The organism is Streptomyces sp. EDA2-14 (assembly GCF_054963755.1).
Genome location: NZ_JBUEGE010000004.1, coordinates 140,139 through 162,843 on the forward strand (window position 1 = coordinate 140,139; position 22,705 = coordinate 162,843).

22 protein-coding genes are annotated in these 22,705 nt (G+C 72.6%); 8 read left to right on the forward strand and 14 right to left on the reverse strand.

Annotated features, from left to right (window positions below; all coding sequences use genetic code 11):
- The first annotated feature begins 124 nt into the window (after window positions 1–124).
- Entirely contained in the window at window positions 125–1,615 is a 1,491-nt protein-coding gene (locus tag ACY34M_RS13530; protein WP_462717851.1) for a long-chain-fatty-acid--CoA ligase, read from the forward strand.
- A gap of 1 nt (window position 1,616) precedes the next feature.
- Here the strand turns inward: ACY34M_RS13530 and ACY34M_RS13535 are convergent, their stop codons facing one another.
- Together ACY34M_RS13535 and ACY34M_RS13540 are read right to left on the reverse strand one after the other, a co-directional pair.
- Window positions 1,617–2,624 carry a TIGR03571 family LLM class oxidoreductase gene (locus tag ACY34M_RS13535; RefSeq protein WP_462717852.1) on the reverse strand — a complete coding sequence of 336 codons (1,008 nt, stop codon included), beginning with the start codon at window positions 2,622–2,624 and terminating at the stop codon, window positions 1,617–1,619.
- 34 nt (window positions 2,625–2,658) lie between these two features.
- Window positions 2,659–3,486: an aldo/keto reductase gene (locus tag ACY34M_RS13540; protein WP_462717853.1), complete on the reverse strand. Its 828-nt coding sequence runs from the start codon at window positions 3,484–3,486 to the stop codon at window positions 2,659–2,661.
- 133 nt (window positions 3,487–3,619) lie between these two features.
- Here ACY34M_RS13540 and ACY34M_RS13545 point away from each other — a divergent pair, with 133 nt between their 5' ends.
- Together ACY34M_RS13545 and ACY34M_RS13550 are read left to right on the forward strand one after the other, a co-directional pair.
- Complete coding sequence (locus ACY34M_RS13545) at window positions 3,620–4,543, forward strand: NADP-dependent oxidoreductase (protein WP_462717854.1); 924 nt, start codon at window positions 3,620–3,622, stop codon at window positions 4,541–4,543.
- 42 nt (window positions 4,544–4,585) lie between these two features.
- Window positions 4,586–4,999, forward strand: a complete 414-nt coding sequence (locus ACY34M_RS13550) for a 2-keto-4-pentenoate hydratase (RefSeq protein WP_462718235.1) — start codon at window positions 4,586–4,588, stop codon at window positions 4,997–4,999.
- Window positions 5,000–5,060: 61 nt separating this feature from the next.
- On the opposite strand, the gene ACY34M_RS13555 is transcribed toward ACY34M_RS13550, so the two are convergent.
- Window positions 5,061–5,855: an SGNH/GDSL hydrolase family protein gene (locus tag ACY34M_RS13555; RefSeq protein WP_462717855.1), complete on the reverse strand. Its 795-nt coding sequence runs from the start codon at window positions 5,853–5,855 to the stop codon at window positions 5,061–5,063.
- Between the two features lie 111 nt (window positions 5,856–5,966).
- On the opposite strand from ACY34M_RS13555, the gene ACY34M_RS13560 reads away from it, so the two are divergent.
- Window positions 5,967–6,245, forward strand: coding sequence for a holin (locus ACY34M_RS13560; protein ID WP_462717856.1), 279 nt, complete (start codon window positions 5,967–5,969; stop codon window positions 6,243–6,245).
- Here the strand turns inward: ACY34M_RS13560 and ACY34M_RS13565 are convergent.
- From ACY34M_RS13565 to ACY34M_RS13580, 4 genes are all read right to left on the reverse strand, one after another.
- Complete coding sequence (locus tag ACY34M_RS13565; protein WP_462717857.1) at window positions 6,209–7,921, reverse strand: ABC-F family ATP-binding cassette domain-containing protein; 1,713 nt, start codon at window positions 7,919–7,921, stop codon at window positions 6,209–6,211. The two genes, ACY34M_RS13560 and ACY34M_RS13565, sit on opposite strands and share 37 nt — an antisense overlap.
- A 35-nt stretch (window positions 7,922–7,956) precedes the next feature.
- Complete coding sequence (locus ACY34M_RS13570; protein ID WP_462717858.1) at window positions 7,957–8,970, reverse strand: hemolysin family protein; 1,014 nt, start codon at window positions 8,968–8,970, stop codon at window positions 7,957–7,959.
- On the reverse strand, window positions 8,967–10,433 hold the full coding sequence (locus ACY34M_RS13575) for a hemolysin family protein (RefSeq protein WP_462717859.1): 1,467 nt from the start codon (window positions 10,431–10,433) through the stop codon (window positions 8,967–8,969). The genes ACY34M_RS13570 and ACY34M_RS13575 overlap by 4 nt, the downstream gene beginning before the upstream one ends.
- Before the next feature lie 200 nt (window positions 10,434–10,633).
- Entirely contained in the window at window positions 10,634–11,518 is an 885-nt protein-coding gene (locus ACY34M_RS13580) for a LysR family transcriptional regulator (protein ID WP_462717860.1), read from the reverse strand.
- Window positions 11,519–11,737: 219 nt separating this feature from the next.
- Between ACY34M_RS13580 and ACY34M_RS13585 the strand changes: the two genes are divergently transcribed.
- Together ACY34M_RS13585 and ACY34M_RS13590 are read left to right on the forward strand one after the other, a co-directional pair.
- Window positions 11,738–12,967: a serine hydrolase domain-containing protein gene (locus tag ACY34M_RS13585; RefSeq protein WP_462717861.1), complete on the forward strand. Its 1,230-nt coding sequence runs from the start codon at window positions 11,738–11,740 to the stop codon at window positions 12,965–12,967.
- A gap of 138 nt (window positions 12,968–13,105) precedes the next feature.
- Window positions 13,106–13,525, forward strand: a complete 420-nt coding sequence (locus ACY34M_RS13590) for a GNAT family N-acetyltransferase (protein ID WP_462717862.1) — start codon at window positions 13,106–13,108, stop codon at window positions 13,523–13,525.
- A gap of 21 nt (window positions 13,526–13,546) precedes the next feature.
- On the opposite strand, the gene ACY34M_RS13595 is transcribed toward ACY34M_RS13590, so the two are convergent.
- Genes ACY34M_RS13595 through ACY34M_RS13605 form a run of 3 tightly spaced genes read right to left on the reverse strand, consistent with a single transcriptional unit; the run spans window position 13,547 to window position 17,848 of the window.
- A complete protein-coding gene (locus ACY34M_RS13595) occupies window positions 13,547–14,437 on the reverse strand; it encodes an LLM class F420-dependent oxidoreductase (RefSeq protein WP_462717863.1) in 891 nt (296 codons plus the stop codon).
- Window positions 14,438–14,489: 52 nt separating this feature from the next.
- A complete protein-coding gene (locus tag ACY34M_RS13600) occupies window positions 14,490–17,054 on the reverse strand; it encodes an ABC transporter permease (protein ID WP_462717864.1) in 2,565 nt (854 codons plus the stop codon).
- Between the two features lie 2 nt (window positions 17,055–17,056).
- Window positions 17,057–17,848: an ABC transporter ATP-binding protein gene (locus ACY34M_RS13605; RefSeq protein ID WP_462717865.1), complete on the reverse strand. Its 792-nt coding sequence runs from the start codon at window positions 17,846–17,848 to the stop codon at window positions 17,057–17,059.
- A gap of 174 nt (window positions 17,849–18,022) precedes the next feature.
- On the opposite strand from ACY34M_RS13605, the gene ACY34M_RS13610 reads away from it, so the two are divergent.
- The gene (locus ACY34M_RS13610; RefSeq protein ID WP_462717866.1) at window positions 18,023–18,262 is read left to right on the forward strand and encodes a toxin-antitoxin system HicB family antitoxin; all 240 of its coding nucleotides are present in this window, start codon (window positions 18,023–18,025) and stop codon (window positions 18,260–18,262) included.
- A 52-nt stretch (window positions 18,263–18,314) separates the two neighbouring features.
- A complete protein-coding gene (locus ACY34M_RS13615; RefSeq protein ID WP_462718236.1) occupies window positions 18,315–18,653 on the forward strand; it encodes a fic family toxin-antitoxin system, toxin component in 339 nt (112 codons plus the stop codon).
- 18 nt (window positions 18,654–18,671) lie between these two features.
- On the opposite strand, the gene ACY34M_RS13620 is transcribed toward ACY34M_RS13615, so the two are convergent.
- The 4 genes from ACY34M_RS13620 to bioB form a co-directional block, all read right to left on the reverse strand.
- Complete coding sequence (locus ACY34M_RS13620) at window positions 18,672–19,316, reverse strand: class I SAM-dependent methyltransferase (protein ID WP_462717867.1); 645 nt, start codon at window positions 19,314–19,316, stop codon at window positions 18,672–18,674.
- 163 nt (window positions 19,317–19,479) lie between these two features.
- The gene (gene bioD / locus ACY34M_RS13625; protein WP_462717868.1) at window positions 19,480–20,202 is read right to left on the reverse strand and encodes a dethiobiotin synthase; all 723 of its coding nucleotides are present in this window, start codon (window positions 20,200–20,202) and stop codon (window positions 19,480–19,482) included.
- A gap of 8 nt (window positions 20,203–20,210) precedes the next feature.
- Window positions 20,211–21,497 (reverse strand): adenosylmethionine--8-amino-7-oxononanoate transaminase, encoded by a 1,287-nt coding sequence (locus ACY34M_RS13630; RefSeq protein WP_462717869.1) that lies wholly within the window; start codon window positions 21,495–21,497, stop codon window positions 20,211–20,213.
- A complete protein-coding gene (bioB, locus tag ACY34M_RS13635) occupies window positions 21,490–22,653 on the reverse strand; it encodes a biotin synthase BioB (protein WP_462717870.1) in 1,164 nt (387 codons plus the stop codon). The genes ACY34M_RS13630 and bioB overlap by 8 nt, the downstream gene beginning before the upstream one ends.
- Window positions 22,654–22,705 lie beyond the last annotated feature (52 nt).

Genomic DNA, 22,705 nt, shown 5'->3' on the forward strand with positions numbered 1-22,705 from the left:
ACCTAGCGTGGCAGCGCCGCGACGGACCCGGGGCCACCCGGCAACGGAGTACCGAACGCCAGGAAACCGGCCGGACAGCGCGTTGACAAGGCACCGGCCGAAGATCAGCCCTCGAAGGAGCCGCATGACCAACCTCGCCGACCTCCTCGTCGCATCCGTCCGCGAACACGGCGACCGGCCGGCCGTGCGGCAGGGCGGGGACCGTCTCACCTACGCGCAGCTGGGCGACGCATGTGCCCGGTTCGCCGGGCTGCTGGGGGAGCGGGGCGTGCGGCCCGGTGACCGGGTGGCCATGGCCGTGCCCAACGTCGTCGACTTCCCCGTCGCCTACTACGGGATCCTCGCCGCGGGCGCGGTGGTCGTCCCGCTGAACCCCCTGCTGAAGTGCGGGGAGTTCGCCCACGTGCTGGGAGACTGCGGGCCCCGTGCGGTGGTGACGGCGGCGTCGTGCGCGGACGAGGTCGCTGCCGCCGCCGCGCCGGCCGGCACACCGTGCCTGACCGTGGGCACGGGGGAGTTCGCGCAACAGCTGAGCAGGGTGCGGCCGATGAGGTCGACAGCCGAGCGAGCCGACCACGACACGGCGGTGATCCTCTACACCTCGGGGACGACCGGAGCGCCCAAGGGCGCCGAGTTGACCCACCGCAATCTGGCCGCCAACGCGCTCACCGTCGCACGCACCATCCTCCGGATCGGCCGGGACGACGTGGTCTTCGGCGGGCTCCCGCTGTTCCACGCGTTCGGCCAGACCTGCGCGCTGGGCGCCGCCGTGAGCGCGGGCGCCACGCTCACGCTGCTGCCCCGCTTCGACCCCGTGGCCGCGCTGGAGATCATGGCGCGCGACGGAGTCACCCTCTTCCTCGGCGTACCGACGATGTACTCGGCCCTGCTGCACGGCGGCGCGGGCGTACGGCCCGGACGGCTGCGGCTCGCCGTCTCCGACGGCGCCTCCCTGCCGGTGGAGACGCTGCGCGCCTTCGAGCGTGCGTACGGGGTGCCGATCCTGGAGGGGTACGGGCTGTCCGAGACGTCGCCGGTCGCCACGTTCAATCCGCCGGACGGGCCACGCCGCCCCGGTTCGATCGGACTGCCCGTCGACGGCGTCGCGCTCCGCCTTCTCGACGATGCCGGGCAGTCCGTCGGGCCCGGCGAGGTGGGCGAGATCGTGATCCGCGGCGACAACGTGATGAAGGGCTACTGGAACCGCGCGGCGGCGACCCGCGAGGCCTTCACGGACGGCTGGTTCCGCACCGGTGACCTCGCCCGCGTCGACGACGACGGCTACTACTACGTCGTCGACCGGAAGAAGGACCTCATCATCCGCTCCGGCTACAACGTCTATCCGCGTGAGGTCGAGGAGGTCCTCCACCAGCACCCCGCCGTCGCGGAGGCCGCGGTGATCGGCGTCCCGCACGAGACCCACGGCGAGGAGGTCGTCGCCGTCGTGAGCCTGCGCGCCGGTGAGCGCGCCGAGGCCCACGCCGTACGGGAGTTCGTGCGGGAGCGGATCGCCGCCTACAAGTACCCGCGCCACGTGAGGATCGTGGACGCCCTGCCGAAGGGGGCGACAGGCAAGATCCTCAAGCGCGGTCTCGCCGAGGGGTTCGTCGGTTGAGCTACTCCGTGCCCTGCGCGGGGAAGTGCGGCAGGACCGTTTCGGCGAGTTCCCGGAGGACCTCGTCGATCGGGCGGTCACTGGGGCGGAGGTTGAAGGAGACGTGGGAGACGCCGAGGTCGCCCATGGCCCGCAGATGCTCCACCAGCGCCTCGCGGCCGGTACGGAGGCCGAGGCGGATGGCGGTCGCAGGGGCGGCCGGGTCCGCCAGGAGGTCCAGCTGCATCGGGGTGAGGTACGGCTTGGGATCCTCGCCCGTCAGCTGCCGCCACTCCTGTGTCTTGAGGCGCAACGCCCCCAGCGGGCGGGGGTAGTTGAGGGACGCGTCGGCGTTCCGGGAGATCCACTCCGCGGACTGCTGGGCGTGCCCCGCGACGGCGATCGGGACGGTCGGGGCCGTCGGCTTGGGCAGTACGTCCAGGCGGCGGCCGGCGTCGAGGCCGAGCCCGGGCAGGCTCATGCCCTCGTCCCCCAAGCGCCCGGCCCAGGCCGCGCGCAGGATCTCCACGCCCTCGCGGAACGCGGCGCCGCGGGCGTGGAAGTCCGCGCCGAACAAGGGGTATTCGACCGGCCGGTCCCCGCTGGCGAGGCCGAGCACGAACCGGCCGCCGGACAGTGCGTCGACGCTGGCGGCCGCCTTCGCGACCAACAGCGGCTGCCGCAGCGGCAGGACGACGGCCGCGGTCCCGAGCACGGCGCGCTCGGTGACGGCGGCCAGATGTCCCAGGTGCGTGAACGTCTCGAACACGGAACCGGCGTCACCGAAGTGCTCCGGGTCGTACAGCGGGACGTCCCGCACCCAGAGCGCCGCGAAGCCCAGTTCGTCGGCGAGGCGGGCGAGTTCGGCGTGCCGGGTCAGGTCGGGGACGCCGAAGGGGCGCCCCGCGGCCCGGTCGGCACGGAGCCGGGTGCCGCCCCAGTCGTGGTCGAGGGGGAGTTCGAGGCCCAGGGTCGGCAGTCCCCCCGCGGGGTTCACGAGCCGGTCGAGGGCGGTGGGAGCAACAGACATCACAGGTGGTGCTTTCGCGTCGCCGGACCAGGGCCTAGTTCAGCTCGTCCGGGTGCGGGCCCGTGCGCAGATCGCGGTCGAGCGCGGCGATCGAGGCCATCTCGTCGTCCGTGAGGGCGAAGTCGAAGACGTCGAGGTTCTCGCGGATGCGGGCCGGGGTCACGGACTTGGGGATCACGATGTTGCCGAGCTGCAGGTGCCAGCGCAGGACGACCTGGGCGGGCGACTTGCCGTGGCGGGCGGCGGTCGTGGTGATCGCCTCGTCACCGAGGACGGTGCCCTGGGCGAGCGGGCTCCACGCCTCGGTGGCGATGCCGAGGTCGGCGTGGACGGCGCGCAGCTCGCTCTGCTGGAGGCCCGGGTGCAGCTCGACCTGGTTGACGGCGGGGACGAGCTCCGAGCCGTCGATGAGGCGGCGCAGGTGCGCGGGCTGGAAGTTGGAGACGCCCGCGGTGCGGACCCGGCCGTCGGCGACCAGCGTCTCGATGGCCTTCCAGGTCTCGCGGTAGAGGTCGCGCTCCGGGGTCGGCCAGTGGATGAGGTACATGTCGACGTAATCGAGGCCCAGCTTGGCGAGGCTCGCGTCGAAGGCCTTCAGGGTGGCGTCGTGGCCCTGGTCGGCGTTCCACAGCTTGGTCGTGATGAACAGGTCCTCGCGGGCGATGTCGGAGGCGGCGAGCGCGTGGCCGACGCCCGCCTCGTTCCCGTAGATCGCGGCGGTGTCGATGGAGCGGTAGCCGGCCTCGAGGGCGGCGGTCACGGCGGCGGTGGTCTCGTCGTCCGGCACCTGGAAGACGCCGAAGCCGAGCTGGGGGATCTCGACGCCGTTGTTGAGGGTGACGGTGGGGATGGAGGGTGCCATGGTGTGTGCGGCCTTTCGGGTGGTTCGGGCCTTACGGGTGCTTACGCCGAACGACAGTACTTGCATGCGCGGGATAATTGCAAACGCATGTATCGGTGGCCTGCATTTACCTCTGCGTGCAATCATTGGGCCCATGAGAGCCATCACCCTGAACGGATACGGCGGCCCCGAAACGCTGCAGCTCACCGACCTCGCCGAACCGAAGGTGGCGCCCGGTGAGGTGTTGATCCGGGTCAAGGCCGCCGGGGTCAATCCGGTCGACTGGAAGCTCGCCGCGGGCGGACTCGACCCGATCATGGAGACGCACTTCCCGCTCGTCCCCGGCTGGGACGTGTCCGGGACCGTCGAGCGCGTCGGCTTCGACGTCGAGGAGTACGCGCCGGGGGACGAGGTCTTCGGCTACATCCGCAAGGACGTCGCCCAGCTGGGGGCCTACGCCGAACTCGTCTCCGCGCACGTGCGGATGCTGGCCCGCAAGCCCGCCGCGCTCTCCTGGGAGCAGGCCGCGGGCGTCCCGCTCGCCGGGCTCACGGCCCACCAGGCCATTCAGCGCGTGGGCGTCGGCTCCGGTGACACCGTCCTGGTGCACGCGGCAGCGGGCGGCGTCGGCTCGTTCGCGGTCCAGATCGCCGCGGCGCTCGGCGCCCGCGTGATCGGCACGGCGAGCGAGCGGAACCACGATTTCGTACGGGAGCTGGGCGCGGAGCCGGTGGCCTACGGTCCCGGACTCGACGGCCGCGTCACGGAGTTGGCGCCCGAGGGCATCGACGCGGCCCTCGACTTCGTCGGTGGCGCGGAAGCCGTCGACACCTCGCTGCGCCTGCTCGACCGGCCCGACCGGTTCGCGTCCATCGTCGAGGCGGAGGCCGCGGAGAAGGGCGGCCACTACGTATGGGTCCGCCCGGACTCGGCCGACCTCACGGCCCTCGCCGGCCTCGCCGACGCGGGGAAGCTGACCGTGCCGATCGCGCGGGTGCTGCCGCTCGCCGAGGCGGCGGAGGCGTGGCGGCTCAACGCCGAGGGGCATACGCGGGGCAAGCTCGTGCTGTCCGTCTGAGCCGACGTCGTCCTCGGCGAGGCACTCTCCGGTCCGCATGTCATCGCCGAGGACGTCCTGCGTGCCACGGTCGCCGTCGCGCCGGCCTTCGAGATCGTCGGCAGCAGATGGCGCGGCGGCGCGCGCACCCTGCCGATGCTCGTCGCCGACAACACCTACGCGGCCTGGATCTCCCTGGGCCCCGAGATGACACCGCCGCCGAAGGACCTGCGGAACGTCACCGCCACCTTGTCGGTCGGCGCGCGGACGGCGAGCGGGGACGCCACGGCGGTCATGGGCGACCCGGCCGAGGCGGTCGCCTGGCTCGCCCGCCACCTGTCGAGCGGGGGCGCGGGTCTCGAAGCCGGGGACATCGTGCTGAGCGGGACGATCTGCACGCCCACGGCCATCACCAAGGGCGACCACCTCGTGGCCGACCTCGGCGCGCTGGGCGGCATCGAACTCGACGTGGAGTGAGACGTGGAGTGAACGGCACAGTCGTGGTGCCACAGGGCCTGTCGCCCCGCGGCGACAGGCCCTAGGAACCGGTGCCGTTGCGCGGGTCCTCGGCGTACGGGCTCAGCTCGGCGCGCTTCGGGGCCCGGCCGTCGCCCGACGACCTTCCCGTCAGGCGGCGGCCGATCCACGGCCCGAGGTGCTGCTTGGCGAAGCGGGCGTCGGCGACGCGGCGCGTCACCCAGTTCGGCGGGGCGGAGGGCGGCAGCGCGGCACGCCAGTCGGACTCCGCCTCGTAGCCGAGCGACTGCCAGACCGCCTCGGCGACCCGGCGATGGCCCTCGGCCGTCAGGTGCAGGCGGTCCACGTCCCACATGCGCTGGTCGCCGAGGGCCGGCTCCCCGTACAGGTCGACGACGAGCGCGCCGTGCTTCGCCGCGAGGTCGTCGATGCAGTCGAACAGCTCCTCCATGCGCGGCCGGAAGCGCTGCAGCACCGGGCCGTTGCGGCCGGGGCTGCGCATCAGGACGAGCTGCCGGCACGACGGGGCCAGCGTCTCCACGGACTGCGTCAGCAGATCGCGGACGCGGACCATGTCGCACTTGGGGCGCAAGGTGTCGTTGAGCCCGCCGACGAGGGTCACCACGTCGGCCTTCATGGCGGCGGCGACGTCGATCTGCTCGTCGACGATCTGGCCGATGAGCTTGCCCCGTACGGCGAGGTTCGCGTAGCGGAAGTCTGGCGTCCGCGCGGCCATCCGGGCGGCGAGCAGGTCGGCCCACCCGCGGTAGGAACCGTCCGGCAGCAGGTCGGACATGCCTTCGGTGAAGGAGTCGCCGAGCGCGACGAGGCTGGTGTGGTCAGGGTTCGTGTGCATGGCTGCGTAGATCGTATCCCGAGGCAACGAAGTGGTGCGCGCCGCGGGTCTGGGCAGCCGGGCCCGGCGGCGGTATGCCAGGAACGGACACGGCGAACGGGGGAGTACGTCATGTGGAACATCGCTTTCTGGAAAGCCACCGCGGAGCGTGCGGTCAGGACCTTCGCGCAGGCGCTCGCCGCCGTGCTGGTCGCGGGCGCGACGAACCTGCTGAACGTCGACTGGGCCGCGGCCCTCGGCACCGCGGGCCTCGCCGCACTGCTCGCGGTCCTCACGGCGGTCGGCACCGCGGGCGTCGGTCCGCACGGACCCGGCATCCTGGAGACGCCGACGTCGACGCCGGAGCCCGCGCCTCACCCCACGACGGACCCGCCCGTCACCCGCACCTGACGGCCCTCGAAGCGGGCCCGGAGCCTGCGGTCGTGCGAGACCACGACGAGCGTGCCCGCGTAACCGGCGAGCGCCGCGTCCAGGTCCTCCGCGAGCGCGGGGGAGACGTGGTTCGTCGGCTCGTCCAGGAGCAGCAGATCGGCGGGGCGCGTGACGAGCCGGGCCAGATCGAGGCGGCGGCGCTGGCCGACGGACAGGTCCCGCACCGGCACGGCCAGGTCCTCCTCGCGGAACAGGCCGAGCGCCAGCAGGGCCTCGGCATGGTCCTCGGGCAGCCCGCCGAGCCCCGCCGCGAACGCGTCGAGGAGCGGCTGCGCGGCGCCGTCGTGCGCGACCTCCTGCGTCAAGTACCCGATCCGGGGCGGGAGCCGGACCGTCCCGCGGTCCGGCGCGAGCCGCCCGGCGAGCAGCGAGAGCAGCGTCGACTTGCCCGCCCCGTTCGGTCCGGTCACGAGCGTGCGCGAGCCCGGCTCCAGCACCAGCCGCTCGACCGCGAGCCGCCCCTCGACGACGACGTCGGTCAGCTCCACGGGGCGCAGGAAGGGGTGGCGACCGCCTTCGAGGACTCCGCCTTCGAGGACCCCGCCTTCGAGGACTCCGGCCGCTGGGACGCCGCCTGCTGGGACGCCACCTTCTTCGAGGCCCCCTTGGGCGGGGCTCTCGCCCACCCGGAACCGCAACGGCTCCGGCGGCTTCGGCACCGGGTCCGCGCGCAGCCGCCGCAGGCGCTCGCGTGCGTTGCGGACCACGCCGGAGACCTGGCCCTCCACGGACCGCTGGTGCTTGGAGAACTTGGCGAACGTGCTGCTGTCCCGCATCCGCCAGCCGCCGGACAGGCGCGCCGAGGTGTCCTCGGCGATGCGTTCCTGCCGGTCCACCTCGTCGGTCCACGCCCGGTACCGCTCCTCCCAGCGGCGCCGCGCGGTCGTCCGCTGCTCCAGGTAGCCGTGCCAGCCGTTGCCGTACCGGGCGACGGAGCGCCGGTCGCCGTCGACCTCGACGATCGCGCCGGCCACCCGGTCGAGGAAGACACGGTCGTGGGTGACGGCGACGACGGTGCCGCGGTGCGCCCGCAGCCGGTCCTCCAGCCAGCTCAGCGCCTGGTCGTCGAGGTGGTTCGTCGGCTCGTCCAGGAGGAGGAGCTCGGGCTGCGGGGCCAGGACACAGGCGAGCGCGAGCCGGGCCGCCTCGCCGCCCGACAGGGAGCCGAGCGTGCGCGTGCGCGCCAGGTGCGGGACGCCGAGCCCGTGCAGGGCCGCGTCGAGGCGGGCGTCGGCCCGGTAGCCCTCGCGCGCCTCGAAGGCCGAGACCAGGTCGGCGTAGGCGGTCAGCGCGCCGGGTCCGGCCGAGCCGAGCGACGCCTCCGCCTCCGCGATGCGCCGCTCAAGGTCGCGCAGCTCGGCGAGCGCCGCGTCGACGGCGTCCTGCACCGTGGCCCGCGGCGGCAGCGGCTGCGTCTGGGCGAGGTAGCCGGTGCCGCCGTCGGCGTCGACCACCACGGTGCCGTCGGCGGGGGCCAGCTCGCCCGCCATCAGCCGCAGCAGCGTCGACTTGCCCGAGCCGTTCTCGCCGATGACGCAGGCCTTCTCACCGGGCCGCACCGACAGCGAGATCCGCTCCAGGACGGGCCGGTCCGGGTATCCGTACGTCACGTCCTTCAGGGCGAGCTGGCTCATGGATCCCCTTCCCCTTCACCGGACCGCGCCCGTGGTCACACCGGCTGGCCGAACAGCTCCCGCAGCACGTCCTCCATCGTCACCAGACCGGCGAGCCGGCCGTCCGCGCCGAGCACCGCCGCGACGTGCGTGCGGCTGCCGCGCATCGCGGTCAGTACGTCGTCCAGCGGCGTCGTCTCCCGCACGCGCGCGATGGACCGCATGTCGGGTACCCGGAACGGCAGATCGCGCGGCGTCGCGTCCAGGGCGTCCTTCACGTGAAGGTAGCCGACGATCCGCCGGCCCTCGTCCACCACGGGAAAGCGCGAGAAACCCGACTCGGCGGATAGCCGCTCCAGCTCCTCGGGCGTGACGCCCACGCGCGCGTAGACGACCTTCTCGATCGGCAGGACGACGTCCTTGATGGGCCGCCGGCCCAGTTCGAGCGCGTCGTGCAGCCGCTCCTGCGCCCGGTCGTCGATCAGGCCCGCGTCGGAGGAGTCCTTGACCATGCGGGCCAGCTCGTCGTCCGAGAACGTCGCCGCCACCTCGTCCTTCGCCTCGACGCGGAGCAGCTTGAGCAGTCCGTTCGCGAAGGCGTTGATCGCGAAGATCACCGGGCGCAGGGCGCGCGCGATCGCCACCAGCGGCGGGCCGAGCAGCAGCGCCGAGCGGACCGGCTCGGCGAGCGAGATGTTCTTCGGCACCATCTCGCCGAGCAGCATGTGCAGATACGTCGCCACGGTCAGCGCGATCACGAACGAGATCGGGTGGACCAGGCCGTGCGGCACCCCGACCCCGTCGAACGCGGGCTCCAGGAGATGCGCGATGGCCGGCTCGGCCACGATGCCGAGCACCAGCGTGCACAGCGTGATGCCGAGCTGCGCCGCCGCCAGCAGCGCCGACACGTGTTCGAGGCCCCACAGGACGCTGCGCGCCCGCCGGTCCCCCTCCTCGGCGTGCGGCTCGATCTGGCTGCGGCGCACCGAGATCAGGGCGAACTCGCCGCCCACGAAGAAGGCGTTGACGACGAGCGTCGCCAGACCGATCAACAACTGGACCGCGGTCATCGGGCCGCCCCCTTCTCCTCGGCAGCCTTGTCGGCCTTGGCAGCCTTTTCGTCCCTGGCGGCCTTGTCGGTCCTGGCGGTCTTCGCGGCCTTCTCGGCCTTGGCGGTCGACCGGCTGGTCCTCGCCTCGTCCGCCGTCCTGCCTGTCTCGGTGTCCAGGATCAGCGGCGCGTGCAGCAGGACGCGGGCCGCGCGGTGTCCGTGCGCGTCCACGACGTCGAGCCGCCACCCGGCGATCTCGACGCTGTCGCCGATGTCGGGGATCCGGCCCAGCTCGGTCGCGACGAGCCCGGCCAGCGTCTCGTACGGTCCGTCCGGCGCGCGCAGGCCGACCCGCGCGAGCTGGTCGGTGCGGGCGGCGCCGTCGGCCGAGTAGAGCGTGCGGCCCTCGGGGTCGGTGCCCGCGGCCGCGATGTCGGGGGTCTCGTGCGGGTCGTGCTCGTCACGGACCTCGCCGACGACCTCCTCGACGATGTCCTCCAGGGTCGCGACCCCGGCCGTGCCGCCGTACTCGTCGATGACGACGGCCATCGTCCGCTTGCCGGAGAGCCGGTCGAGCAGCCGGTCCACGGTCAGCGTCTCCGGTACGAGCAGCGGCTCGCGCAGCAGATCGGCGACGCCCTTGCGGGCCCGCAGATCGTCGGGGACGGCGAGGACGTCCTTGATGTGGACGACGCCGACGACCGAGTCGAGGCTGCCGCGGTAGACCGGGAAGCGGGACAGGCCGGTGGCCCGCGTCGCGTTCGCCACGTCCTCGCAGGTGGCCTGGAGGTCGAGGGCCATGACCTGGACGCGCGGCGTCATCACGTTCTCGGCGGTGAGGTCGGCGAGGTTCAGGGTGCGTACGAACAGCTCGGCGGTGTCCGCCTCCAGGGCGCCCTCCTTCGCGGAGTGCCGGGCGAGCGCCATCAGCTCCTGCGGTCCGCGCGCGGAGGCCAGCTCCTCGGTCGGCTCGATGCCGAAGCGGCGCACGAGACGGTTCGCGGTGTTGTTGAGGTGCGTGATGAACGGGCGGAACGCCGCGCTGAACAGGCGCTGCGGCGTCGCCACCTTCTTGGCCACGGCCACCGGCGAGGAGATCGCCCAGTTCTTCGGCACCAGCTCGCCGACGACCATCAGGAACACGGTCGACAGGGCGGTGCCGAGCACCAGGGCGACCGAGGTGGAGGCCCCGGCGGACAGGCCGAGGGACTCCAGCGGGCCCGCCAGGAGCTTGGAGATGGACGGCTCGGCGAGCATGCCGACGACCAGGTTGGTGACGGTGATGCCGAGCTGCGCGCCGGACAGCTGGAAGGTGAGGTTCTTGACGGCCCGCAGGGCGCCGGCGGCGCCGCGCTCACCGCGCTCGACCGCCGCCTCGAGATCGGCGCGCTCGACGGTCGTGAGCGAGAACTCCGCCGCCACGAACGCGCCGCAGGCAAGCGCCAGCAGTACTGCGACGGCGAGCAGGAGCACTTCGGTCATCGGGTCGTCACCTCCGTCCCATGGTCGGCCAGAGCGGGGACCGATGCGCGCTCGCGGGGGCCGCGCGGGGGGACGGAGCGGAGACTGGGGGGCTCGCCCATGGGCGGACGCTCACACCTTTCGAAGGAGTTCGAGTAATTCCTCCATGGTAAAGGAGCGGCAAAGCACGGTGTGCCGCAGCGGCGGGGCCGACGCACGGCTCAGTCGGCGAGCGCGCGGAGCAGGTCCACGAAGGCCGGAACCAGCGGCGCCGGGTCGGCTGCGGGCAGCTGCACGCCGTAGTCCAGTGTGGGGCCGTCCCGCAGCGGGACGAAGGCGATGCCGGGCCGGGCGTGGTAGGCCGCCGCCCGTGCGGCCACGATCGAGGCGCCGAACCCGGCGGCGACCAGTACCGGGATCTCGTGCCAGGAGGTCGCACAGGGCCCGAGGGACACCGGGCGTCCCAGCGGTGTGCGCGCCGGGACGTGGAAGTCCATCAGAGGCTTCAGGTGGTCCCCCTGGAGCCGGAGCAGCGGCACCTCCACCAGATCCTCCATGGACACGGTGTCGCGGGCGGCCAGCGGATGGTCCGCAGGCAGCATCAGCGCCCTGCGCTCGCGCAGCAGCACGGGTCCTGCGGTGACACCTGGTTCGACGACCGGGAACTCCGCGAGCTGCAACTGGAGTTCGCCGCGGTGCAGCGGCCCGTAGAGATCGCTGTGCTGGAGCTCCCTGATCCGTACGGACCATTGGGGGTGACGGCCGCGCAGCTCCTTTGCGGCACGCAGCAGGAGTTCGGCCAGCCAGGGCGTGGTGTATCCGGCGTGCAGTTCACCGGCCTCGGCCCGGCCCTCGGCGGCGGTCCGGTCCAGGGCCTGGAGGATGCGTCGATGGGCCGGGAGCAGCTCGTCGCGCAGTCGCTCGCCGGGCGGGGTGATCAGCACCGAGCGCGAGGTCCGCTCGAAGAGCCGCACACCCAGCCGGCGCTCCTGCTTCTTGATGACGTGGCTGACGCGGGACGGCGTGATGTGCAGCCGCTCGGCGGTCCGCCCGAAGTGCAGCTCCTCCGCCAGCGTCAGAAAGATCTCTATGTCCCGCAGCTCCATCGGTCCCCCGTCTCCCCGGTGACCGTGAACCTAGCGGTCAACTGTGCGGTGACACAACGCGCATTGATGTCCCGGTGGGCAACACAGCCTTGCCGAACTCGTCGTTGATCAGGGCCCCGGCGGGACTCAGGCTGATGCCCACCGGCCCGGACACCTCCGTGGCCTGCGTGGACATCGAGAGCGGGCCCGCTCGTACGGGCCCGGGCGACGGGGTGGGCGATGGGACAGATCAGCGGTGGCTTCTCCGAGGCGGGACAGCGCAGGATCCGTGATGTGCTGGCGCGACACGTCGAGTCGGGCCGGATCCCCGGCCTCGTCGTGCTCTACAGCCGGGGCGAGGAGACGTACGTCGAGACGCTGGGGACGACGCGGCACGAGGGCGGCGCGTCGATGAGCCGGGACACCGTCTTCCGTATGGCGTCGACGTCCAAGCCCGTCTCCGTCGCGGCGGGCATGGTGCTGCTGGACGAGTGCCGGCTGCGCCTCGACGACACGGTCGAGGAGTGGCTGCCGGAGCTGGCCGACCGGCAGGTGCTCAAGCGGGTCGACGGACCGCTGGACGACACCGTCCCGGCGCGCCGGCCGATCACCGTGCGGGACGTCCTCACGTCGACCTTCGGGCTCGGGATGGACATGACCGCGATCGGCACCCCGGTCTTCGGCGCGATCGCGGAGAAGGGGATCATCCCGAACCTCCCGGAGCCGATGCCCGCGCCCGACGAGTGGATCAAGCGCCTGGGCGAGCTGCCGCTGATGCACCAGCCCGGCGAGCGCTGGCAGTACCAGATCGCCAGTGACCTGCTCGGCGTGCTGGTCGCGCGGGTCTCCGGGCAGTCCTTCGGTTCGTTCCTGCGCGAGCGCGTCTTCGAGCCGCTCGGCATGAAGGACACCGGTTTCCACGTGCCGGCCGAGGACATCCACCGGCTGCCGCCGCTGTACGCGCCCGACCCGGCGACCGGCGAGTTCCACGTGTGGGACGAGGCCGAGGGCGGCCGGTGGAGCGCGCCCCCGGCCTTCCCCGGGGGTGGCGGCGGGCTGAACTCCACGGCCGACGACTACCACGCGTACTTCCGGATGCTCCTGAACGGCGGGACGCACGGCGGCGAGCGGATCCTGTCGAAGCCGGCCGTGCGGCTGATGACCACCAACCGCCTCACCCCGGAGCAGCAGGCCGCCCGGACGACCCTGGCCACCGAGAACGTCCACGTGTCGTTCGGCCAGGGACAGCAGGGCGGCTGGGGCTTCGGCATGGCGGTGCGCACGTACGTCGGCGACTACGCCCCGCTCGGCCAGTTCGGCTGGGACGGCGGCAGCGGTACGTCGACGTACGCCGACCCCGTGAACGACGTCACCGGCATCGTCCTCACCCAGGTCGGCACGTCCGTGGGGCACGCGGTCCGGCTGCACAACGACGTCTGGACCACTCTCTACCAAGCCATCGAGGACTGAGCACATGACCAGTCCCTGACCGAGCAGGACCGGCCGGAACTGCGCGCCACCGTAGCTGGGCGGCAGGACCCTGACCGGCGGCCTGTGCCCGGCCAAAACGCCTTGGCCCGGCACAGGCCGCCGTGGTCCACTTCTCGGGTGACCGATCTGAACATGCGCTCCGCCACGGCCGACGACATCGACGCTGTCCTCGCGTTCTGGCGCGAGGCGGCCGAGGGCACGAGCATCACCGACGACCACGACGGTATGACGCTGCTCATCGAGCGCGACCCGGACGCCCTGATCCTCGCGGAGCGCGACGGGGCGCTCGTGGGCACCGTCATCGCCGGATTCGACGGCTGGCGCTGCTCGGCCTACCGGCTCGCCGTGCACCCCGACCACCGTCGGCGGGGCATCGCGAGCGCTCTCCTGGAGGCGGCCGAGCAGCGCTTCGCCGCGCTCGGCGGACGGCGCGTCGACGCCATGGTCCTGGAGGCCAACACACGTGCCCACGGCGCGTGGTCGGCCTCCGGCTACGAGCGCGCGGACCACTGGCGGCGCTGGGTGAAGTCCCTGTAACCGCCTCGGCGGGCGGCGGACTCAGCGGCCCCGCAGCGCCTCGATCACCGGGGCGAGCGCCTCCATGGACGGCTCCAGGACCGTGATGTACGAGAACCCGAACCGCTCGCGCCGCTCCAGGAGTTGGCGCGTGATCTCCTCGACCGTGCCGACGAGCAGCAGGGGCGAGTCGAGGACCTGTTCCTCGGTGAGGCCCGGCAGATGCTCCAGGAGGGGCCGGACGGCGGCGGGCCGGTCGTCCGTCACCGCCACCAGCTGCACCAGCAGATTGAGTTCGGCGCTCTCCGGCCGGTCGGCGGCGAACTTCCGGTACGTGGCGACCCGCTCCGCCAGCTCCTCGGCGCTCAGCGGCTCCAGTCCGCCCGCGTTCCCCGCGGGCGCCCGCGCCCCGGTGAACGCGGCGATGTCGGCGTGCTCGGCGGCGGTCCGCAGCATCCGGTCGCCGTTCGCGCCGATCAGCAGCGGGGGCCGGGGGCCCTGGTCGGGCGCGGACAGCAGCCGGTCGAGCTCCGTGATCGTGTGCCTGAGGTGGTCCACACGGCTGCCGGGCGTGCCCCAGTCGAGCCCGGCCTGCTCGAACTCCTCGCGTACGTAGCCGGTGCCGAGGCCGAGTTCGAGGCGGCCACCCGTGAGCGCGACGGTGGTGGTGACCTCCCGGGCGAGCAGCACCGGGTTCCAGAAGGCACAGTTGAGGACGAACGTCCCCACCTGCGGCCGGCTCGTCGCGTCGGCCGCCGCCACGAGCGACGGGAACGGTGACGGGGCGCCCAGGTGGTCGGGCACGAGGAGCACGTCGTAGCCGAGCTCCTCGGCCCGCCGGCACTTGGCGCGCCACGCGTCGTCGGGCGCCGGGGTCACCAGATTGACCCCGAAGCGGAACGGGCGTGTCGCCTGCGGACCTTCCGTACCCATGAACTCTCCTCGGAACGCGGCCAGTTGCCCTGCCGACCCTACGTCCGCCCCGCTACTCGTGCGCGATCGCCGCCAGTACGTTCATCCGCGACGCCCGCAGCGCCGGGAGCAGCGCCGCCGCGAGCCCCACGACCACCGAGCCGATCACCACCGCGACGATCGTCGACCAGGGAATCGCCAGCGCCTTCATGCCCTCCAGGGCGAGCACCCGCTGTGCGACCACGCCCCACACCAGGCCGAGCGCGAGCCCGAGCACCGCCCCGAACACGGCGATCACCACCGACTCCAGGCGGATCATGCGCCGCAACTGGCGCCGTGCGAGGCCGATCGCCCGCAGCAGCCCGATCTCCCGCGTCCGTTCCACGACCGACAGGGCAAGGGTGTTGACCACGCCGAGCACCGCGATGACGATCGCCAGGCCAAGGAGTGCGTACACCAGGTACAGGAGCACCGCGATCTGCCCGTGCACCAGCTCCTTGTAGTCGGCGAGGTCGCGCACCTGCACCTGCGGATACGGGTCGAGCGTCTTCTCCAGGCGGGCGCGCAGCGTGTCGGGGGAGGTGCCGGAGGCTGCGTTCACGTACACCGCCGAGTCCTGGCCGCCCGGCGCGTACCGGTTCAGCGTGGGGATGCCCATCGCGAAGCCGCCGGACATGCCGAAGTCGTTCGCCTCCTGGTCGGTCAGCGCGCCCACGGTCAGCTCCGTGCGCCGCTCGCCGGGGAACTCCACGGGCAGCACGCTGCCGATCCGCGCCCCGTGCTCGTCGGCGAACTCCTTCTGCAGCAGCAGATGCCCGGGAGCGAGCCCGGTGGCGCTGCCGCCCCGCGCGTACGTGACGTGCGCGACGTCGTCGACGCGCCGGTCCCAGGCGGCGGCCGTCGTCTTCACGCGCTTCCCGTCCGGCATGCGCACGGCGAGCGCGGTGAACCGCTGGCGCACGACGAGGCCCACGCCGTCGGTCGCCCGGATCCTCCGGGTGACCTCCTGCGGGAACGGCATGAAGTTGGCGTTCTGCACGGTGAAGTCGGCGCCCAGCGTGTCGTCGATCTGCTGGTCGAACGACTTGCTCATGGAGGCGCTCGCCACCGACATCCCCGCCACGAGGGCGAGGCCCACCATCAGGGCGGCGGCCGTGGCGCCCGTGCGGCGCGGGTTGCGCAGCGCGTTGCGCTGGCTCATCCGGCCGACCGAGCCGAACACGGCGGGGAACGCGCCGCCGAGGACCCGGATCACGGGACGTACGAGGAGCGGCCCCGCGACGACCGTCGCGATCAGCGTGAGGACGATGCCGAGGCCGAGCAGCGAGGCCGCGGGCCCGGTCTCGTCCGCCGTCCAGCACCCGATCAGCGCGGCGGCGCCGGCCGCGCCGATCACCGCCCCGACCAGCGCCCGTACCCGCAGGGGCCGCCCCACACCGGCGATCTCCGCATCGGCAAGGGCGGCCATGGGGGAGACGCGGGCCGCGCGCCGGGACGGCAGATACGCGGCCACGAACGTGACCCCGACGCCGACCACGAACGACGCCACAGGCGTCACCCACGTCACGACCATCTCCGTGGACTTGAGGTTCATCCCGAAGACGCCCATCAGCTTGATGAGCCCGTACGCGAGCGCCACACCGAGCGCGAGACCGGTCGCCGAGCCGACGAGACCCAGCAGCACCGCCTCCGTGAGAACCGAGCGGCGCACCTGCCTGCGGTCCGCGCCGAGCGCCCTGAGGAGCCCCAACTCCCGTGTCCGCTGGGCGATCAGCATCGAGAACGTGTTCACGATCAGGAACACGCCGACGAGCACGGCGATCCCGGCGAAGCCCAGCATCACGTACTTGATGACGTCGAGGAACCCGCCCAGGTCCTCGGCCGCCGACTTCGCTTCCTCGTCGGCCGTCTTCAGGTCGTAGCCGCCGCCCAGCTCCCGGCCGATCCGCCGCTTCAGGGCCGCGTCGGAGACGCCCGGCGCCGCGTCCACCGCGATGCTCGTCGCCCGACCGGTGCCGCCGAGCAGCCTGCGCTGGGCGGTGGCCGTGTCCAGGAAGACGAGGGCCGCGCCCGGGTTCGTCGTACGGAACGTGGCGATGCCCACGACCTCGACCTTGAACGAGCCGGGCTTCGCCATGACGGTGAGCGGGTCCCCGATACGGACGTGCTTCTTGTCGGCGGTGTCGGCGTCGAGCAGCGCCTGCCGGGGGCCGCGCGGGGCGTTCCCCGACGTCAGGCGCACCGGACTGCGGTCCGTGGGCTCCCAGTTGGTGGCGATCGTGGGCGCGCCGGTGGTCGGCCCGACCGACTTGTTGTGCCGGTCGACGACCGTGATGTTCTCGACCCCGGCGTCAATGTGCGTGGCGGCCACGCCCTCGACCCGGTCGATCCGCCCGGCCAGCGCGGCCGGCACCGTACGCACCCTGCCCGACGGCACGGACTCGTCGAAGTCGTCCGCCTTGGGGCCCACCCGCACGTCCGCCGACGTCGACGCGAAGAGCCGGTCGAAGGTGCGCGACACGGTGTCCGAGAAGATCAGGCTGCCCGCGACGAACGCCACCGACAGGACGACGGCGAGCGCGGACAGGACGAGGCGCCCCTTGTGCGCGAGAAAGCTCCGCAACGTCGCCTTCAGCATGGCTACGCCCGCGGGGTCTGCTGCTCGGCGACGGCCTGGCGCGCGACGTCGAACTGCTTCATGCGCTCCAGGACGGCCTCGGCGGTCGGCTCCCGCATCTCGTCCACGAGGCGGCCGTCACCGAGGAAGAGGACCAGATCGGCGTGGGCGGCGGCGCCCGGGTCGTGGGTCACCATGACCACGGTCTGGCCCAGCTCGTCGACGGCCTGGCGCAGGAATCCGAGGACTTCGAGCCCGGCCCGCGAGTCCAGGTTCCCCGTCGGCTCGTCCGCGAAGATCAGCTCGGGGCGCGCGGCGAGCGCCCGCGCGCACGCGACGCGCTGCTGCTGCCCGCCGGAGAGCTGGGCGGGCCGGTGGCTCAGCCGGTCCCGCAGCCCGAGCGTGTCGATCACCTGCTCCAGCCACGGCCGGTCGGGGGACGTGCCCGCGATGTCCATCGGCAGCGTGATGTTCTCCGCCGCGTTCAGCGTCGGGATCAGGTTGAACGACTGGAACATGAAGCCCACTCGGTCCCGCCGCAGCCGCGTCAGCTCGCGCTCCTTCAGCCCCGTGATCTCCGTGTCACCGAGCCACACCTGTCCCGCCGAGACCGTGTCGAGCCCCGCCAGGCAGTGCATCAGCGTGGACTTTCCCGAGCCCGAAGGGCCCATCACGGCCGTGAACCGGCCGCGCGCGATGTCCACGTCCACCCCGTCGAGAGCGAGCACCCGCGTCTCGCCCGAGCCGTACGCCTTCGTCAGGTCCCGGGCCCGCGCGGCCACCGCGGCATCCTTGACCACACCCGTGTCCCCCACCCCAACTCCCTTACTCTGTAAGCCAGTTGCGCACCGGGTTCGATGTCAGGGTCCCGAGGATAGCCGGTCGGTGCAACAGCGTCCGTCAGAGTGTTGAGGTCCGCGCGGGAGTCGCACAGGCGATCGATCGTCCGCGCCTTGCCGGTGCTAGCACGAGAGCGCTAGCGTGGAGTCATGGCCAAGACGCAGCTGAACGTCAGGGTGGAAGAGGGCACCGCCCGCGCCGCCCGTGAGCGCGCGCTCGCCCGAGGGGTGAGCGTGAACCGGTACATCGAGGAACTGGTGCAGCGCGACGCGGGCGAGCAGGGGCGGACGTTCGTCGACGCCGCCGCCGACTTCATGAAGCAGTACGAGTCGGTGTTCGCCGAGGAGTTCGGTACGGAAGCGGAAGGCCGGCGCCGTCCCGTTGAGTGAACCCTCGTCGAGTGAGCCGCCGCGTCTCACCATCGACCTCGCCTGGCTGCTCATGGTCGCGGAGCAGAAGACGCCCGGTGACCCGCAGGTCACCGACTGGGGCGCCCTCGTGAGCGCGGTCGCCCGCCACCGGGCCGCGATATTCGACGTCCCCGTCTACGAGACCCCGTACGCGCGCGCCGCGTCGCTCCTCCAACTCCTGATCCATGTACCGGCGTTGGAGCGCTCGAACATCATGTTCGCGACGGGCGTCGCCTACGCGTACCTCGTCGCCAGCGGGCTGAAGATCGTCACGTCACCGGAGCAGATCCGCGATCTGGCGCGGCTGGTGAAGACGGGCACGGCGACGGTCCACGACATCGAGAAGGAACTCCGCACCTGGAGTCTGTGACGCCCGGTTCCGGTGAGGTCAGGAGCGGCCGTCGGCCTCTGCGGGGCGCCGGGCCGTGCCCAGGACGCACGTCGACATCGGCTGCCGGGACCCGTGCCCCGGCATCGTCAGCGTGCGGTGGGCGCCGAGCTCGAACCCGGCCGCGCGCAGCGAACCCAGCGTGTCCCGTCGCAGGTGGCAGCCGCCGACACAGAGCGGCCATACGGTCCGGTCGAGGGCGCCCTGGACGAGCCGCATGCCGCGCCCCGGAGCCCGCACATGCTCGAAGAACCGGACCTCGCCGCTCGGACGCAGCACGCGCCGCACCTCACCGAGCGCCCGGGCCACGTCCCGCACGCTGCACAGCACGGTGCAGAGCACCACGGCGTCGTACCCCTCGCTCTTCACCGGCAGCGCCTCCGCGGCGCCCGGCACCACGTCGACCGGCACGTCCACGCGCTGCGCCGCGTCCACGGCGAGCCGGCGCAGGGTGCGCTCCGGTTCGATCGCGACGACCTCGGAGACCGTGGCCGGATAGTGCGCGAACCCGATTCCGGTCCCCGCGCCGATTTCCAGCACCCGCCCGGAGAGCCCGGCGACGAGCTCTTTCCGTACGGGGGCCATGACGGGTTCGACGCGCTCGACGGCCTGCGCGTAGTACCGCGCGAACACGGGATGGTGCACGGCATCCCCCCGCCGCCCACCCCGCCGGACCACCGTCCCCTGCTTCCCGATCCCCACGTCACCGCCTCCTCCGCGAACTGCCCTTCACCCTCCTTTCTTCCCCGTGTCGGGCGGTGCGGATCCTTGCGGGTGAGTGAGCCCCGTCGCCCACCCACCCGCGCCCCTAGGACGCCCCCTCGCGTGCCCTGAACTCCCCTCCGTCCCACACCCCACCCAGGTCCGCCCCGAGCCACTGCTCCGCCGTACCCCGAAACGCTTCCGGCGTCAGTGCTCCGGCCCCCGCCGACACCGCCCCCGCCAGGTCCGCCCCGGCCACCACCGGCAGATCCACCACGTTGCAGCGCTCCGCGAGGCCCGGTTCTGCCGGCCAGCTGCCGATGACGACCCCCGCCTGGCGCAGCCCCCGCGCCCGCAACGCCTCACCCGTCAACTGCACGGAGTTCAACGTTCCGAGCCCGGCCGCCGCCACCACCAGCACCGGCGCCCCGAGCTCCGCCGCCACGTCCGCCAACGTGGAGCCCTCCTCGTCGAACCGCACGAGCAGGCCCCCCGCCCCCTCCACCAGCACCAGATCGTGCGACGCCGCCAACTTCTCCACGGCCTCGACCACCTGCCACGGCCGCACGGGCGCGAGCCCGGCCCGCGCCGCCGCGGTGCCCGGCGCGAGCGGCTCCGGATACCGCGCCAGCTCGATCCCCGTCACCGCGTCCCCGGCGAGCCGCACCACCTCGTCGACGTCCCCCGGCTCGCCGGGCGCGACGCCCGTCTGCGCCGGTTTGAGCACGGCCACCGAACGCCCGGCCCGCGCCGCGACGGCCGCCACCGCGGCCGTCGTCACCGTCTTGCCCACCTCGGTGCCGGTCCCGGTCACCACCAACACGCTCACGTCACCACTCACCCTTCCCGCGCGACCGCGCACACCGCGCGACCGATCCGTGCCAGATCCTCGTCACTCGTGACGTACGGCGGCATCGTGTAGACGAGGTCCCGGAACGGCCGCAGCCACACGCCCTCCGCGACCGCGGCCCGCGTCGCCGCCGCCATGTCGATCTCGTGGTCGAGCTGGACGACGCCGATGGCGCCGAGCACGCGGACGTCCCGCACCCCGTTCACCCCGCGCGCCTGCGCCAGGCCCTCGCTCAGCCCGGTCTCGATCCGCTTCACCTCACCCCGCCAGTCCTGCCCGAGCAGCACATCGATCGAGGCGCAGGCGATCGCCGACGCCAGCGGATTCCCCATGAACGTCGGCCCGTGCGCGAGCACCGGCACCTCGCCCCGCGAGATCCCCTCGGCGACCCGCGCCGTGCACAGCGTCGCCGCCATCGTCAGATAGCCACCGGTCAACGCCTTCCCGACGCACATCACATCGGGCGCCACCCCCGCATGGTCGGCCGCGAACAGCTCCCCGGTCCGCCCGAACCCCGTGGCGATCTCGTCGAACACCAGCAGCACGTCGTGCGCGTCGCACGCCTCCCGCAGCGCCCGCAGATACGCGGGGGAGTGGAACCGCATCCCGCCCGCTCCCTGCACCACGGGCTCCACGATCACGGCCGCCACCTCGTGCGCGTGCCGTCCGATCGCCTCCCGCAACTGCTCCGCGTACGACGCGTCGTACGCGTCGAACCCGCTCGGCGGCGCGTCGACGAAGATCTGCTCCTGCAGCACCCCCGCCCACAGCCCGTGCATCCCGCCCTCCGGGTCGCACACGGACATCGGCTGCCAGGTGTCACCGTGGTAGCCGCCGCGCCACGTCAGCATCCGCCGCTTCTCCGGGCGGCCGAGCGAACGCCAGTACTGCAGGCACATCTTCAGGGCGACCTCGACCGACACGGACCCCGAGTCGGCGAGGAACACATGCTCCAGGCCCTCCGGCGACATGTCGACAAGGCGTTCCACGAGCCGTACCGCCGGCTCGTGCGTGAGTCCGCCGAACATCACATGGCTCATCCGCCCCAACTGCCCGTGCGCCGCCTCGTCGAGGACCGGGTGCCGGTAGCCGTGGATCGCCGACCACCACGACGACATCCCGTCGACCAGCTCGCCGTGGCCCGCGACCCGCAGCCGCACCCCGGCCGCCGACTCGACGACCAGGGGTGCCTGCGTGCCGGGCATCGGACCGTACGGGTGCCAGACGTGGCGCCGGTCCAGGTCGAGCAGTTCGGCCACGTTCGACTCAGGCATTGGGCGCCAGATCCGTCCCCGCGCCCCGACGACGTACGGCCACGAGGTCGGTCCGAGCCGTCTCGGCTCCGGCTTCCGCCTCATCCTCGGACGAGGACGACCCGCACGAGGACGAGGACGCGGGCTCGCACGCCGATCCGCATCCGCCACCGGCCCGGTGCTCCGGCAGGGTCACCCGGTCGGTGCCCTCCACCTCGAACCCGGCGTCCGCGATCATGTCCAGGTCGGCCTTGCCCGCCTGGCCCTCGCTCGTCAAGTAGTCGCCGAGGAAGATGGAGTTGGCGATGTGCAGCGCGAGCGGCTGCATCGACCGCAGGTGCACCTCACGGCCGCCCGCGATCCGTACCTCCACGTCCGGGCACACGAACCGCACCATGGCGAGGATCCGCAGACACCGCTGCGGCGTCAGGTTCCACTCCTTGGCCAGCGGTGTCCCCTCGAACGGGATCAGGAAGTTGACCGGCACCGAGTCGGGGTCGAGCTCACGCAGCCCGTAGACGACGTCGACCAGGTCCTCGTCGCTCTCGCCCATGCCCGCGATCAGGCCGGAACAGGCGGAAAGGCCCGCCCCGTGCGCCTTCTTCACGGTGTCGACGCGGTCCGCGTACGTGTGCGTCGTGGTGATGTCGCCGTACGTCGCCTCGGAGGTGTTCAGGTTGTGGTTGTACGCGTCGGCGCCCGCGCCGCGCAGCCGCTCGGCCTGTCCGTCGTCGAGCAGGCCGAGGCAGGCGCACACCTCCACGCCCTCGTTCTCGGACTTGATCGCGTCGATGGTCCGCGCGACCCGGTCCACGTCCTTGTCGGTCGGCCCGCGCCCGCTCGCCACCAGGCACACCCGCTTGGCGCCGCCCGCGACCCCGGCGGCCGCCGCCTTCGAGGCCTCGTCGGGCTTCAGCCACGTGTACTTGAGGATCTCCGCCTTCGAACCGAGGCGCTGCGAGCAGTACGAGCAGTCCTCCGGGCACAGTCCGGACTTGAGGTTCACCAGATAGTTGAGCTTCACCCGTCGCCCGAACCACTGGCGGCGCACCTTGCCGGCCGCGGCCACCACGTCGAGCAGTTCGTCGTCCGGCGTCGCCAGTACCGCGAGCGCCTCTTCACGGCTCGGCAGTTCGCGCCGAAGCCCCTTGTCCACCAGCGTGTTCAGCAGGTTCATGGGCCCTGATCCTTGCCTATCCCGTGCTCCCGTGGAAAGGAGACTCTCTACA

Excerpts from the sequence above, each read along its gene's own strand:
- ACY34M_RS13610 (WP_462717866.1), top strand. The coding sequence starts at position 18,023 with ATGGCCAAGACGCAGCTGAACGTCAGGGTGGAAGAGGGCACCGCCCGC.
- ACY34M_RS13615 (WP_462718236.1), top strand. The coding sequence starts at position 18,315 with ATGGTCGCGGAGCAGAAGACGCCCGGTGACCCGCAGGTCACCGACTGG.
- ACY34M_RS13535 (WP_462717852.1), bottom strand. The coding sequence starts at position 2,624 with ATGTCTGTTGCTCCCACCGCCCTCGACCGGCTCGTGAACCCCGCGGGG.
- bioB (WP_462717870.1), bottom strand. The coding sequence starts at position 22,653 with ATGAACCTGCTGAACACGCTGGTGGACAAGGGGCTTCGGCGCGAACTG.
- ACY34M_RS13630 (WP_462717869.1), bottom strand. The coding sequence starts at position 21,497 with ATGCCTGAGTCGAACGTGGCCGAACTGCTCGACCTGGACCGGCGCCAC.
- ACY34M_RS13530 (WP_462717851.1), top strand. The coding sequence starts at position 125 with ATGACCAACCTCGCCGACCTCCTCGTCGCATCCGTCCGCGAACACGGC.
- ACY34M_RS13585 (WP_462717861.1), top strand. The coding sequence starts at position 11,738 with ATGGGACAGATCAGCGGTGGCTTCTCCGAGGCGGGACAGCGCAGGATC.
- ACY34M_RS13595 (WP_462717863.1), bottom strand. The coding sequence starts at position 14,437 with ATGGGTACGGAAGGTCCGCAGGCGACACGCCCGTTCCGCTTCGGGGTC.
- ACY34M_RS13540 (WP_462717853.1), bottom strand. The coding sequence starts at position 3,486 with ATGGCACCCTCCATCCCCACCGTCACCCTCAACAACGGCGTCGAGATC.
- ACY34M_RS13570 (WP_462717858.1), bottom strand. The coding sequence starts at position 8,970 with ATGACCGCGGTCCAGTTGTTGATCGGTCTGGCGACGCTCGTCGTCAAC.
- ACY34M_RS13580 (WP_462717860.1), bottom strand. The coding sequence starts at position 11,518 with ATGGAGCTGCGGGACATAGAGATCTTTCTGACGCTGGCGGAGGAGCTG.
- ACY34M_RS13575 (WP_462717859.1), bottom strand. The coding sequence starts at position 10,433 with ATGACCGAAGTGCTCCTGCTCGCCGTCGCAGTACTGCTGGCGCTTGCC.
- ACY34M_RS13560 (WP_462717856.1), top strand. The coding sequence starts at position 5,967 with ATGTGGAACATCGCTTTCTGGAAAGCCACCGCGGAGCGTGCGGTCAGG.
- ACY34M_RS13545 (WP_462717854.1), top strand. The coding sequence starts at position 3,620 with ATGAGAGCCATCACCCTGAACGGATACGGCGGCCCCGAAACGCTGCAG.
- ACY34M_RS13600 (WP_462717864.1), bottom strand. The coding sequence starts at position 17,054 with ATGCTGAAGGCGACGTTGCGGAGCTTTCTCGCGCACAAGGGGCGCCTC.
- ACY34M_RS13555 (WP_462717855.1), bottom strand. The coding sequence starts at position 5,855 with ATGCACACGAACCCTGACCACACCAGCCTCGTCGCGCTCGGCGACTCC.
- ACY34M_RS13565 (WP_462717857.1), bottom strand. The coding sequence starts at position 7,921 with ATGAGCCAGCTCGCCCTGAAGGACGTGACGTACGGATACCCGGACCGG.